General features: G+C 73.2%; 10 protein-coding genes and 1 pseudogene. 6 read left to right on the top strand and 5 right to left on the bottom strand.

Going from position 1 to position 12,654, the window contains the following annotated elements; translation table 11 throughout:
* Positions 1-5 precede the first annotated feature (5 nt).
* Positions 6-725, bottom strand: coding sequence for a TetR/AcrR family transcriptional regulator (locus ACZ4MF_RS22190; RefSeq protein WP_467493660.1), 720 nt, complete (start codon positions 723-725; stop codon positions 6-8).
* A gap of 146 nt (positions 726-871) precedes the next feature.
* Here ACZ4MF_RS22190 and ACZ4MF_RS22185 point away from each other — a divergent pair, with 146 nt between their 5' ends.
* Both ACZ4MF_RS22185 and ACZ4MF_RS22180 read left to right on the top strand, forming a co-directional pair.
* A complete protein-coding gene (locus ACZ4MF_RS22185; protein ID WP_467493659.1) occupies positions 872-2,383 on the top strand; it encodes an APC family permease in 1,512 nt (503 codons plus the stop codon).
* Between the two features lie 33 nt (positions 2,384-2,416).
* On the top strand, positions 2,417-4,042 hold the full coding sequence (locus tag ACZ4MF_RS22180) for an amidohydrolase (RefSeq protein ID WP_467493658.1): 1,626 nt from the start codon (positions 2,417-2,419) through the stop codon (positions 4,040-4,042).
* A 1-nt stretch (position 4,043) separates the two neighbouring features.
* On the opposite strand, the gene ACZ4MF_RS22175 is transcribed toward ACZ4MF_RS22180, so the two are convergent.
* Positions 4,044-5,012: a GlxA family transcriptional regulator gene (locus ACZ4MF_RS22175; protein WP_467493657.1), complete on the bottom strand. Its 969-nt coding sequence runs from the start codon at positions 5,010-5,012 to the stop codon at positions 4,044-4,046.
* Positions 5,013-5,083: 71 nt separating this feature from the next.
* Here ACZ4MF_RS22175 and ACZ4MF_RS22170 point away from each other — a divergent pair, with 71 nt between their 5' ends.
* Complete coding sequence (locus ACZ4MF_RS22170; protein WP_467493656.1) at positions 5,084-6,034, top strand: NADP-dependent oxidoreductase; 951 nt, start codon at positions 5,084-5,086, stop codon at positions 6,032-6,034.
* A 157-nt stretch (positions 6,035-6,191) separates the two neighbouring features.
* Positions 6,192-6,572 (top strand): anti-sigma factor antagonist, encoded by a 381-nt coding sequence (locus ACZ4MF_RS22165; protein ID WP_467493655.1) that lies wholly within the window; start codon positions 6,192-6,194, stop codon positions 6,570-6,572.
* 32 nt (positions 6,573-6,604) lie between these two features.
* Here the strand turns inward: ACZ4MF_RS22165 and ACZ4MF_RS22160 are convergent, their stop codons facing one another.
* On the bottom strand, positions 6,605-7,549 hold the full coding sequence (locus ACZ4MF_RS22160) for a ribose-phosphate diphosphokinase (protein WP_467493654.1): 945 nt from the start codon (positions 7,547-7,549) through the stop codon (positions 6,605-6,607).
* Positions 7,550-7,591: 42 nt separating this feature from the next.
* Positions 7,592-10,048: an ArnT family glycosyltransferase gene (locus ACZ4MF_RS22155; protein WP_467493653.1), complete on the bottom strand. Its 2,457-nt coding sequence runs from the start codon at positions 10,046-10,048 to the stop codon at positions 7,592-7,594.
* Positions 10,049-10,306: 258 nt separating this feature from the next.
* On the opposite strand from ACZ4MF_RS22155, the pseudogene ACZ4MF_RS22150 reads away from it, so the two are divergent.
* Positions 10,307-11,155, top strand: a pseudogene (locus ACZ4MF_RS22150) (glycoside hydrolase family 16 protein); the annotation flags it as partial.
* A gap of 18 nt (positions 11,156-11,173) precedes the next feature.
* Here the strand turns inward: ACZ4MF_RS22150 and ACZ4MF_RS22145 are convergent.
* Positions 11,174-11,419, bottom strand: coding sequence for a hypothetical protein (locus ACZ4MF_RS22145; RefSeq protein ID WP_467493652.1), 246 nt, complete (start codon positions 11,417-11,419; stop codon positions 11,174-11,176).
* A gap of 125 nt (positions 11,420-11,544) precedes the next feature.
* On the opposite strand from ACZ4MF_RS22145, the gene ACZ4MF_RS22140 reads away from it, so the two are divergent.
* A complete protein-coding gene (locus tag ACZ4MF_RS22140) occupies positions 11,545-12,579 on the top strand; it encodes a PHP domain-containing protein (protein WP_467493651.1) in 1,035 nt (344 codons plus the stop codon).
* The last annotated feature ends 75 nt before the right edge of the window (positions 12,580-12,654 follow it).

The following is a 12,654-nucleotide window of genomic DNA, read 5'->3' as shown; positions in this document are numbered from 1 at the left end:
GACCGTCAGCCCGCCCCGTCCGCACGGACGTGGTCGAGGCGTGTCCGCGCGGCCGTCAGGAACAGATCGAGGGCGGCCGGGTAGGAACTGGCCCGCATGGTGGCCACGAGGTGGCGGGACGTGGCCGCGATGTGCGGGTGGGTGGCGGCGGGCAGCCGGCCGTAGGTCTCGCGCCACACCTCCGCCTCGGCCTCGCGGGCGGCCCGGGGCAGGGCGGTGCCCGCGGAGTCCAGGGCGCCGAAGGCGAGGGCCTGGTCGACGAAGGCGTGGTAGATCCGCACCGCCTCCCGGTCCGGGAACCCGGCCCGCCGCAGCACCCCGAGGATGGTCTCCACGGCCTGGATCTCCTGCGCGCGGCCGGTGACCCGGTGGGCGCTGAGCACCGCCGCACGGGGGTGCGCGAGGGCGCCGGCGTGCATGCGCAGGCCCAGGTCGCGCAGGTCGGCCAGCCAGTCGCCGGTCGGCCGCCAGGAGCGCATGGAGCGGCCGATCAGCTCGTCGGCGACGGCCAGCATCAGGTCGTCGGTGTGCCGGAAGTACCGGTACAGGGAACTGGGATCGGCGCCGAGGGCCCGGCCCAGGCGGCGCACGGACAGCGCATCGGAGCCGTGCTCCTCGATCAGCCGCAGCGCGGTCTCGACGATCAGCTCCGCGGACAGGACGACGCCCTGTTTGGTGGGGCGCCGGCGCTGCCGCGCGGCGGGCGGGACGACCCGTTCGCTCATCAAAGCCCTCCCTCGGATCCCGGAGGCCCTCCCCCGGACGTGCCCGGCACCTTATGACAACACCGTTGACCTGTGAAGTGCACCGGCGGTTTCATCTGCGGTCACCGGGGCCGACCAGGCCCCCCGGTGCGAGCGGAGAGCCGGCGATGAGCGATACCCCCCTCGGTGTGGATCCCCCCGCGCAGCCCGAGCTGCGCAAGTCCCTGGGCGTGCTGGACGGCATCGCCGTCGCCGCCTCCAGTACGGCCGCGACCACGAGCATCGGCATCGGTCTCGGGGTGACGGCCGGGGTGGTCGGCCTGCACCTGCCGGCCATCATGCTGCTGGCGTTCCTGCCGGTCCTCGGCATCGCCGGGGCCTACTCCCGGCTCAACCGGGTGGAGCCGAACGCGGGCAACGGCTATGTGTGGGTGGGCCGTTCGCTCAGCCCCTGGCTCGGCTTCATGGTCGGCTGGGTCAACTGCGCGGCGAGCGTGGCGTTCCTCGCCTACACCACGGCGGTCACCGGCTCGGCGCTGCTCCAGCTGGCCGGGGAGGCGGGAGTGCACCGGATCGGCTCGCTCGCGCTCGATGCGGGGTCGACGGCGCAGACGACGGCGGTCGGCATCGTGGTGCTGGTCGCGGTCACGCTGACGGCCGTGACGGGCGTGCGTACGGCGGCCCGGCTGCAGACGGGGCTGCTCGTCTTCGAGTACGCCGTGCTGCTGGGCTTTTGCGGATACGGCATCGCCGTGGGCCCGCACCCGTTCCGGCTCTCCTGGTTCGACCCCTTCGCGATCCCCTCGGCGTCCGCCCTGGCCCAGGGGATGCTGCTGTCGGTGTTCTGCTACTGGGGGTTCGAGGCCGCGTTCACCGTCAACGAGGAGGTGCGCGACCCGCGGGACGCCTCCCGGGCCGGGACGATCACCCTGGTGACCATGCTCGGGTTGTTCCTGCTCGGCTCGATCGCCTTCCAACGGGTGCTTTCGGAGCGGGAGTTGGCCGGGCACGGCGCCGAGGGGCTGGCGTACTTCGGGGACCGGCTGGCCCAGCAGCCGCTGGCCGCGCTGCCGCTCGTGGCGCTGATGTTCTCGGCCGTGGCCTCGCTCCAGGCGGGCGTCATCCCGACGGCCCGGGGGATGTTCGCGATGAGCCGGGACCGTACGCTCGGGCCGGTGTGGTCCCGGGTCAGCCGCCGGTACGGCACGCCGGCGGCCGGGACGCTGCTGATCGGGGGGCTGTCGGTGGCGGTGGCGCTGCTCGCCCTGGTGATCCCGCGCCTCGCCGACATGATCGACGCGACGGTGAACGCGGTCGGGATCGTGGTCGCGCTGTCGTACGCGCTGACCGCGCTCGCCGCCGCCGTGCGCTTCCGCGCCGCGCTGCGAAGGGACTGGCGGCTGGGCCTGCGCGCAGTGGTGCTGCCCGCGCTGAGCGCGCTCGCGCTGCTGGGGCTCGGCGGGTATCTCGGCTGGTCCTTCTACCGCTCGGCCGACCATCTGGAACTGCGCGCGGACAACGGCTGGTTCCTGCTGCTGATGCCGGTGGCGATGATCGCCTCCGGGTTCGGGGTGGCCGCGTGGGCCAAGTGGGCGCGCAGATCGCCGTACTTCCGCACGGGCGCGGGCACCGACGCCGACGCACCCGAGCTGCTCCCCTCCTCCCCCACCACCAACTGACCTGTCGAGCACGTGATTTCAGGGAAAGGCATCATGCACGCTGATCTTCTCTTCACCGGCGGCCCCGTGTTCACCCCGACGGGCCGCACGGCGAGCGCCGTGGCCGTCACCGGTGACCGGATCACCGCCGTCGGGCACGACGAGGTGCGCGCGCTCGCCGGGCCGCGCACCGAGGTGGTGGACCTCGCCGGACGCCTGCTGCTGCCCGGCTTCCAGGACGCGCACGTCCATCCGGTGCCGGCCGGGCTGGAGCTGAGCCAGTGCGACCTGACGGGGGCGAGGACGGCCGAGGAGTCCGTGGCCGCCGTGCGCGCCTACGCCGAGGCCCGCCCCGAGCGGACGTGGATCCTCGGCGGGGGCTGGTCGATGGAGGCGTTCGCGGGCGGTACGCCGGCCAGGGAACTGCTCGACGCGGTCGTACCGGACCGGCCGGTGTACCTGCCCAACCGGGACCATCACGGCGCCTGGGTCAACAGCCGGGCGCTCCAGCTGGCCGGCATCGGCCGGGACACCCCCGACCCGGCCGACGGACGGATCGAGCGGGACGCCTCCGGCGAGCCGAGCGGCACCCTCCAGGAGGGGGCGATGCAGCTGGTCGGCCGGCTGGCTCCGCCCGCGACCCCGGCCGACCGGCTGGCCGCGCTGCTGCACGCCCAGTCGCATCTGCACGCGCTCGGCATCACCGCGTGGCAGGACGCGCTGGTCGGCGACTTCCTCGGCATGGACGACCCGGCCGGGGCGTATCTCGCCGCGGCCCGGGACGGTTCCCTCACGGCGCGGGTGCGAGGCGCCCTGTGGTGGGACCGGGAGCGCGGCGCCGAACAGATCCCCGAACTGGTCGCAAAGCGCCGGGAGTTGAGCCATGGGCGGTTCCGGGCGACCGCCGTGAAGCTGATGCTGGACGGGGTCGCCGAGAACCGTACGGCCGCGCTGCTCGACCCCTATCTGGACCGGTGCGGGTGCGCGACGGCCAACCGGGGCAAGAGCTTCGTCGATCCTGATCGACTGCCCACGTTCGTCACGGAGTTGGACGCCCTCGGCTTCCAGTGCCACTTCCACGCGCTCGGCGACCGGGCCGTACGCGACGCGCTGGACGCCGTCGAGGCGGCGCGGGCCGCGAACGGGCCGGGCGACACCCGGCCGCATCTCGCCCACCTCCAGGTCGTGCATCCGGACGACGTACCGCGGTTCGCCCGGCTCGGCGCCACCGCGAACATCCAGCCGCTGTGGGCCGCGCACGAGCCGCAGATGGACGAGCTGACGATCCCCTTCCTCGGGGCCGAACGGGCCGCCTGGCAGTACCCGTTCGGGGCGCTGCTGCGGTCCGGGGCGCGGCTCGCGGCGGGCAGCGACTGGCCGGTGAGCAGCCCCGATCCGCTCCAGGGCATCCATGTCGCGGTCAACCGGGTCGAACCGGGCGGCGGCGGACCGGTGTTCCTGCCCGGGCAGCGGCTGGACCTCACGGACGCGCTGACCGCGTACACGGCCGGGTCGGCGTACGTGAACCACCTGGACGACACCGGCCGGGTGGCCGTCGGGGCGCTCGCCGACCTGGTGGTGCTCGACCGGGATCCGTTCGCCGGGCCGCCGGAGGCGATCGCCGAGGCGGCCGTGGCGCTCACCTATGTGGGCGGGGACCTGGTGTACGCCGCGCCGTGATTCAGCGGGCCTGCTGGAACGTCCTGCGGTAGGCCTGCGGGGACACCCCGATCGCCGCGTGCAGGTGCTGGCGCAGCGAGGCGCCGGTGGCGAAGCCGACCTCGGCGGCGATCCGGTCCACCGGCAGGTCGCTGGACTCCAGGAGATGGCGGGCGCGGGCGACGCGTTGCTGGATCAGCCAGCGGCCGGGGCTGAGGCCGACCTCGTCGTGGAAGCGGCGGGCGAAGGTGCGCAGGCTCATCCGGGCGTGGCCGGCGAGGTCGGGCAGGGTGAGCGGCTCGCCGAGGCGCTCCAGGGCCCACAGGCGGGTCCCGGCCGTGCTCGCCGCGCCGCTCTGCGGGACGGGCTGCTCGATGTATTGGGCCTGGCCGCCGTCCCGGAACGGCGGGACGACACAGCAGCGGGCGACGAAGTTGGCGAGCTCGCTGCCGTGGTCGGTGCGCACCATGTGGAGGCAGACGTCGACCCCGGCGGCGGCGCCGGCCGAGGTGAGAATGCGCCCGTCGGCGACGAAGAGGACGTCCGGGTCGAGGTCGACCTGCGGGAAGCGGCGCCGGAACGTCTCCGTCATGTGCCAGTGCGTGGTGGCGCTGCGGCCGTCGAGCAGGCCGGCCTCGGCGAGGACGAACGCGGCCGTGCAGATCGAGACGATCCGGGCGTCCGGGCGGATGCGGGCGAGGGCGGCGGTGACCTCGGCGGGCAGTTCGTCGGGGATATAAGCCGGGGGCATCGAGGTGACGACCACCGTGTCCGCCGTGTCCAGGATCTCGGGGCCGTGCTGGACGCCGATCGTGAAGTCGGCGCTGCTGCGCACCGGCCGGCCGTCGACCGAGCAGGTCAGCACCTCGTAGCGGCCGTCGGCCGCGCCGAGGATCCGGCTGGGGATGCCCAGCTCGAAGGGGTAGACGCCGTCCAGGGCGAGGACAGCCACCCGCTCGGGGCGCCGGGCGCGCAGCGGTACATCAGCCATGGCAGAATCCTATCGAAAGGTGACTGTCATGCCATTTCCCGGCCGCGCGAACCCGGGCAGGCTGGGTGACCATGAGCGATGTGAACACGATGCGAGCCATCAGCCAGGACGTCCTCGGCGGTCCCGAGGTGCTGCGGGAAGTGGAGCTGGAGCGGCCGAAGCCGGGACCGAACCAGGTGCTGGTCCGGGTGCGGGCCGCGGGGGTCAACCCCACCGACTGGAAGCACCGGGCCCTCGGCGTCTTCCTGGGCGAGCCGCCGTTCGTGCTGGGCTGGGACGTGTCCGGCGAGGTCGCCGAGACCGGGATCGGCGTGGCCGCCTTCGCGCCGGGCGACGAGGTCTTCGGCATGCTGCCCTATCCCTACGGCGCCGGCTCGCACGCCGAGTACGTCCTCGCGCCGGTGCGTGCCCTCACCCGCAAGCCGGCCTCCCTCGACCATGTGCAGGCGGGCGCGCTGCCGCTGGTGTCGCTGACCGCCTGGCAGGCGCTGACCGAGCACGCGGACGTCCGGCCCGGGCAGCGCGTGCTGATCCACGCGGCGGCCGGCGGGGTCGGGCACGTGGCCGTGCAGATCGCCAAGGCGCGGGGCGCGTACGTGATCGGGACGGCGAGCGCGGGCAAGCACGACTTCCTGCGGGAGATCGGCGTGGACGAACCGATCGACTACCGGACGACCGACGTCGGCGAGACCGTGCGGGACGTCGGCGTCGTCCTGGACACCCTCGGCGGGGACACCTCCGTCACCTCGCTGCGGACGCTGCGGCCCGGCGGTGTCCTCGTGTCGATCCTGCCCGTGGGCTCCCGGGAGCTCTACGACGAGGCCGAGCGGCTCGGCGTACGGGCCGTGCGCATGCTGGTGGACGCCGACCGCGCCGGGATGGAGGCCATCGCCGGGCTGGCCGTGTCCGGGAAGCTGACGGCGACGATCGCCGGGACGTTCCCGCTGGCCGACGCGGCGAAGGCGCACGCCCTGGGCGAGACCGGCCGGACGACGGGGAAGCTGGTGCTGCTGGCCGACTGAGCACGCGCACCCGGCGTTCATCGGACATCCGATCGACAGGCGTCGAAAACCGTCGACATATGTCAATCGAACATGCTCAAATTCCTTCCGCGGAGGGTAACTTGACGGTCGGGGACCGACCCGGAACGGCCGGGCGCGGGCGGGAGGTGAGACGGTCGTGCGGGACGAGCGCGCACCCTTCCACCGCCATCTGCGGGTCTACGAGCACCGGGCGCACACGGTGCTGGAGCTGCGGGGCGAGATCGACCTCGTCTCGGCGACGGAGATCGGTCCGCTGCTGGACCGGTTCACCGGCCGGCCCGGCGCCCGGCTCGTGATCGACCTGGGCCCGGTGGAGTTCTTCGACTGCTCGGGGCTGCGGTTGCTGCACCGGGCCCGCACCCGGGTACTGGACGGCGGCGGGCAGTTGTACCTGGTGTGCGCGCAGCCACTGGTCCTGCGCGTCCTGGAGGCCACCGGGCTGTCCCTGCTGCTGCCCGCGCATCCGAGCCTGGACGCGGCCCTGGCCCGGCCCGGAGCCGCGTCCGGCTCGCTGTGACCGTCACCTGCCGCCGATCCCTTCCAGGGCCGCTACGCGTGCTCGAACAGGGCGCTCACCGACTCGCCGTTGTGGATGCGCCGTACCGCCTCGGCCAGGGCCGGGGCGATGGACAACACCCGGAGTTTCCCGGTGTGTTCGTCCTCCGGCACCGGCACGGTGTTGGTGCAGACGATCTCCAGGACGTCCGGCTGCTCGCTCAGCCGCTTGGCGGCGCCGCCCGCGAACACCCCGTGCGTGCACGCCACCCGGATCGAACGGGGCCCCGACTCACGGAGCTTGTCGAGGAGTTCGAGTACGGTGCTGCCCTTGGCGATCTCGTCGTCCAGCACGATGACATCGCGGCCGGTGACGTCGCCGATGACGGAGCTGATGCTCACCCGGTCGTCGGCGTAGCGCTGTTTGGCGCCGGCCGCCACCTGCGCCCCGATCAGCCGGGCGAAGGCGGCGGCCTGCTTGGCGTTGCCGAGGTCCGGCGAGACGACCGTGGTGCGCGTCAGGTCGTACTGCCTGAAGTGCGCGGCCAGTTCGCGCAGCGCGTGCAGATGGTCCACCGGCACCGAGAAGAAGCCGTGCACCTGCGGGGCGTGCAGGGTCATGGCGAGCACCCGGCGGGCGCCGGCCGCGACCAGCAGGTCGGCGACCAGGCGCCCGCCCAGTGAGATGCGCGGCGCGTCCTTCTTGTCGGAGCGGGCGTAGGAGTAGTGCGGCATGACGACCGTGATCCGGGCCGCCGAGGCGCCCCGGGCGGCGTCGCACATCAGCAGCAGCTCCACCAGGTGCTCCTGCACCGGCCGGACGAGCGGCTGGATCAGGAAGACGTCCCGCTCCCGGCAGTTGGCCTGAAGCTGCACCTCCAGGCAGTCGTTGGCGAACCGGCTGACCCGGGTCGGGCTGAGCGGCACTCCGAGGTGGGCGCAGACCTCCCGGGCCAGTTCGGGATGCGCGCTGCCGCTGAAGACCGAGATGTCCCGCACGATCCGCTCCTCGCATGATCGGCACCAGCTGCCGGGCTCATGCTACTGGCCCCGTCCGCACAGGTAGAGCGTCTGTGCGGTGGCCGCCGCCCCGATGCGCCCCGCCGGGGACGGCGGTGCGGCGGCAGCGTCCGTGCCGCCGTAGGCCGAGGCCGGGACCTTGGTGCAGGTGGCCTGGACCCAGGCGGTGATCTGCGTGACGGCCGTCTGTCCCGTGGCCGCCGTGGCCCCCTCAGCGGTACCGGCGGCCGTCTTCGCACCGGTGCCGGGCTGCGCGGCGCCCCCGAACATGCCGCCCATGCCGCGTCCGCCGCCGAGCACCACGTACCGCAGCTCGCCGCTGTCGACGAGCTGCTGGAACCGGCCCTCGGTCGGGAACGGCACCCGGCCGCTGAAGCCGCCGATGGACAGGACGTGGGCGCCGTCCGCCAGGATGTACGGCGATGCCGTGCTCCAGCTGGTGGTGGCGAACACATAGGCAGCGGAGCCCTGGTGGGCGCGGGTGTAGTCGAGCAGCCGCTGCTGCGCCGCGGTCAGCGCGCCGCTCCCTGAGGGGCCGCCGAATCCGCCCATGCCGCCCATGCCGCCGGCGGCTCCGGTCCCGGTCATGCCGCGCGTGCTGCCCCGGCTCGCCCGCCCGAAGGCGCCGGCGCCGGCCCAGGCCGTCTGCCCGAGCCGTCCGGTCCCGGACCGCGTCGTGCCGAAGCCGCGCCCGGAGGCGGACGGGCCGACCGCGCCCATGGTGTTGGTGCGGTACGACGGGGCGAAGACCTGCACCGCCCAGGCGCTGGGGGCGATGAGGAGGGCGGCCAGCGCGGCGGCGAGCCCGCCGAGCGCGAGCCGGCCGCCGGCGCCCCGCCCGCCCGGCCGGGCCAGGAAGAGCAGCACCAGGCCGGCGACGGCGAGCACGCCCACGGTGGGCGCCAGCCATGCCGCGAAGGACGTGAACTGCCCGGCGAGATAGGCGGCCCAGGCCGCCGTCGCCGCCACCGCGCCCGGCAGCGCCCAGGCGCGGGGCCCGCCGGCCCGGTAGGCGCGCCACATCAGCACGGTCCCGGCCCCGGTGAGCGCGGCGAGCGGTACGGCGATCACGCCCATGTAGTAGGTGTGCCCGGCGACGCTGCCGGCGCTGAAGACCAGGAAGTACAGGGCGAGCCAGGTGCTCCACAGGACGTACCCGGCGCGCAGCCGGTCGGTGCGCGGCCGCCCCCGGGACCACAGCAGTCCGCACACCGCGGCAATGGCGGCGATCGGGTAGAACCAGCCGGTCTGGGAGGCGAGCGACGTGCCGAACATCTTCGACCAGCCGTTCTGGTCGCCGCCGAAACCGCCGCCGCCACCGGTCCGCGCGGCAGCCGCGCCGGTGCCCTGCGCACCGCCCGCGCCGAGGGCACCGGCACCGCCGAACGCGCGGTCACCGCTGTGCGCACGGTGACCGGTGCGGGCGACGTCCCCGCCGAACGCGCCGGCACCGCCGTACGCGCCCACGCCGCCGGAGTCGGTACCCGCGGCGCCCGTGCCCGCCACCCGGCCGGATCCCGGTCCGGCCCCGAATCCCGTCGCCTGGCCGGGGCCCTGCCCGGTGCGGGCGTGGCCGCCTCCGCCGCCCTGGGTCGAGGTGACGCTGCCCGTCGAGGCCGCGCTGATGCCGAGCGAGGAGAAGCGGGTGAGGAAGTTGTAGCCGACCACCATGCTGAACGCGGAGTTGTTCGTGGTGCCGTCCACATAAGGCCGGTCCTTGGCCGGGGTGAGGGTGACGGCGAGCATCCAGGACGCCGACACGGCCGTCATCACCGCGGCGGAGATGCCGAGGTGGGCCAGCCGCCGGCGCACTGTGAGCGGCGCCGAGATCAGGTAGACCAGGGCGAGCGCGGGCAGCACGGCCCACGCCTCCAGCATCTTGGCCTGGAAGCCGACGCCGACCCAGACGCCGGCCATGATCAGCGGGCGCAGCCGGCCGGCGAGAGCGGCCCGCTGGGTGGCCTCCGCCGCGAGCAGCACACACAGCGTGAACATGGGATCCTCGACCGAGGTGCGGAACAGCCCGACCGCGACGGGGGTCACCAGGAACACCGCGCCGGCGATCAGCGCCGCGTGCACCCCGGCCCAGCGGCGCACGATGCGGTGGAGCACCAGCAGGCTCGCCACGCCCTCCAGGACCTGGGGCAGGGTCAGCGACCACGGATGGAATCCGAAGAGCCGCGCGGACAGCGCCTGCGGCCACAGGAATCCCGGCAATTTGTCGAGAGTGATGGAATTACCGGGATCGAAAGAGCCGTAGAAGAACGCCTTCCAGCTCTCCGTCATGCTGCGGGCGGCACTCGCGTAGAACGTGTGGTACTCGCTGCGGTCGATGCCCCAGGCGTAGAGCACGGCGGCGAGTACGACGAGAACCAGCAGCACAGGGCGTGCGTACAGGGGATCGCCCTGTGGTGATCGCCAGGGCGGGCGGCGATCGGCGCCGGTGGGGACGGTTGCGTCGAGGACGTTCGTGGCCATGCGCAGCAGTCTTCGGCACGCCGTGTGCCCGCAGCGACGATGCGGCCCCATTTCAAGGAAACTCTCACCGCCCCAAGGGTAATTCTTTAACCGCATGACATCGCAATTACGCCGGTCAAGCGAACCCCTTACCAGCGAAGTAACGCATTTTCATCTGACGTATCGTCAGGAATAGGTACGGACCAGAGTGTTGACGACCTCTTATCTCACCCCTTAAATCAAGAGGCGACTCGCCCCCCCCACAGTGAACGGAGAGTCATGGCTTCCCCACGCCTGCTCCGCAGTTGCCTCTTCGCCGCCCTGTCCGCCGCCCTGGTCGGCACCGCCGCCGTCGGACCGGCACGGGCCCAGACCGCCGCTCCGCGGGCGGCAGCCGTCAACACCTTCTCCGACACCTTCGACGGGCCCGCGGGCGCCGCGGTCGACTCCTCGAAGTGGACGCTGGAGACCGGCGACAACGTCAACAACCACGAGCGGGAGTACTACACGTCCGGGACGAACAACGCGGCTCTGGACGGCCAGGGGCATCTGGTGATCACGGCCCGCAAGGAGAACCCGGCCGGCTACCAGTGCTGGTACGGCACCTGCCAGTACACCTCGGCCCGGCTGAACACGGCCGGGAAGTTCGACGCCCGGTACGGGCACGTCGAGGCGCGCATGAAGATCCCGCGCGGGCAGGGCATGTGGCCGGCCTTCTGGATGCTCGGCACGCCGGTCAACTGGCCGGACTCGGGCGAGATCGACGTGATGGAGAACGTCGGCTTCGAGCCCTCGACCGTGCACGGCACCATCCACGGCCCCGGCTACTCGGGCTCCGGCGGCATCGGAGCCGGCTACACCCTGCCGAACGGCCAGGCCTTCGCGGACGCCTTCCACACCTTCGCCGTGGACTGGGCGCCCGGCTCGATCACCTGGTCGGTGGACGGGACCGTCTACGAGCGGCGCACGCCCGCCGACCTGGGCGGCAGGACATGGGTGTTCGACGACAAACCCTTCTTCCTGATCCTGAACCTCGCCGTCGGCGGCTACTGGCCCGGCGACCCCGACGGCTCCACCCGGTTCCCGCAGCAACTGGTGGTGGACTCGGTGTCGGTGACGACGGGCAACGGCTGAGCGGTGCCGGGCTCAGTGCAGCGACCAGGTGTACTTGCCCCCGCCGACCCAGCGGACCGCGTCGGGGTCGTCCAGGTCGTGGATGGTGATGCCGTACGACGCGGCGGTCTCCAGTACGTCGGTGACGTTGCGGACCGCACCGATCACCTGACCGTCGATCTCCATGATCCGGAAGGGCGGCTCGCCCGGCTTGCCCGGGCACACCCCGAGCACCAGGACCCGCGGATGGGAGATGTGGGGAGCTGCTTGTTCGGTCATGCACATCAGCGTAGAACGCATCCGGGTTCGGGGTGATTCGGAGCGTTTCCGACCGCGCGGACCGCATGCGGTCGGTCGCGCCGCTCCCCGCGCCTCCTCGGCGCGCCTGAGGCAGCCTTGGTTGCGTGCAACCCGTCGCCGCGCTCGAACGCATCGCCTTCCTCCTGGAGCGGTCACTGGCACCCACCTATCGGGTGAAGGCCTTCCGTACGGCCGCCCGGACGCTGGCCGCGCTGCCCGAGGGCGAGGTCGCCGAGCGTGCGGCGGCGGGGACGCTGGAGGCGCTCAAGGGGATCGGGCCGAAGACCGCGCAGGTGGTGCGGGAGGCGCTGGCCGGCCAGGTGCCCGGGTATCTGCGCGGGCTGGAGGCCGAGGGCGGGGGCGGCGTGCCCGCGGAGGGCGCCGGGGCCGGGCTGCGGGCGCTGATCCGGGGGGACTGCCACACCCACTCGGACTGGTCCGACGGCGGCAGCCCGGTCGAGGAGATGGGGCGGACGGCGGCCGCGCTCGGCCATGAATGGACGGCGCTGACCGACCACTCTCCCCGGCTGACCGTGGCCCGGGGCCTGTCGCCGCAGCGGCTGCGCGAGCAGTTGGACGTGGTGGCGATGCTGAACGCGCGCTGGGCGCCGTTCCGGCTGCTCACCGGCATCGAGTGCGACATCCTGGAGGACGGCTCCCTGGACCAGGAGCCGGAGCTGCTGCGGATGCTGGACGTGGTCGTGGTGTCCGTGCACTCCAAGCTGCGGATGGACGCCCGCTCGATGACCCGGCGGATGGTGGCCGCCGTACGCAATCCGCACGCGGACGTGCTCGGACACTGCACCGGGCGCCTGATCACGGGGCGGGGACGGCCGGAGTCGGAGTTCGACGCGGACACGGTGTTCGCCGCCTGTGCCGAGTCCGGTACGGCCGTGGAGATCAACAGCCGGCCCGAGCGGCTGGACCCGCCGCGGCGGCTGCTGCGCCGGGCCGTGGCGGCGGGGGTGCTGTTCTCGGTCGACACCGACGCGCACGCTCCGGGCCAGCTGGACTGGCAGATCCTCGGCTGCGCCCGGGCCGAGGAGTGCGGGGTGCGGGCCGAACGGGTGGTCACCACCTGGTCGGCCGGGGAACTGCTGGCCTGGACCCGTGAGGGCCGGGTCCCGGCGCGGGCGTGAGCGACGTGGAAAGCCCCGGTCGCGACGGGGGAATCACGACCGGGGCGGTCTGGCGGTGGGCACGGAGGACGGTCG

The organism is Streptomyces sp. NPDC025793 (genome assembly GCF_055558375.1).
The sequence above is the reverse complement of the archived record's forward strand: the minus strand, read 5'-3'. Positions and strand labels throughout refer to the sequence as shown.